The following is a 502-nucleotide window of genomic DNA, read 5'->3' as shown; positions in this document are numbered from 1 at the left end:
GCAAAGTTGCTGCTCATGTTGGTGAAGGCAATCACGGCGTCTCTTAGCTTACTGTTTACTCGGCGTAAGGAAGAAACCAACAGCATCGCAATGGCGAGCCCGAAAATGCTCGACCAAACGGACAGCCATAAACTGTTTCCGAATGCTTGCAGCATGAACGCAGAATCGAGTACTTCGATGTAGTTATCGAGAGCGAACTCTCCATCGTAGATAAAGCTGTTAAACAGCACCCAAATCATGGGCGCGAGTTGAAATAGGTAGAAAAAAAGTGCAAAGGGAACCAGCCAGAATGCGGGTTTGATGCGCTTAAGCCAAACGCTTGTCGTTGGTTTCGCCGCGCGGCTCGCGCTTGGTGATAAAACAGAACTGCTCATAGTGCTAACAACGCTTGCGTGTAAGGTTTATTGTGGTCAAGGTTTAACAACTGACAAACCGTGCCACAAATCTCGGTTTGCTTAACGTGACACTCTTGATGTGTGAACTTGTCGCCAATCACAAACAT

The 502-nt window shown here is 47.4% G+C and carries 2 pseudogenes; both read right to left on the bottom strand.

Features of this window, described 5'->3' with window-relative positions:
- Positions 1 to 374 (bottom strand): annotated as a pseudogene (locus R8O11_RS31710) (ABC transporter permease); the annotation flags it as partial.
- A pseudogene (locus R8O11_RS31705) lies at positions 371 to 502 on the bottom strand (alkaline phosphatase family protein); the annotation flags it as partial. The pseudogenes R8O11_RS31710 and R8O11_RS31705, both read right to left, overlap by 4 nt.

Source organism: Vibrio sp. 1288, assembly GCF_033344475.1.
Note: the sequence above shows the minus strand (reverse complement) of the source record. Positions and strands in the feature narration are given on the sequence as shown.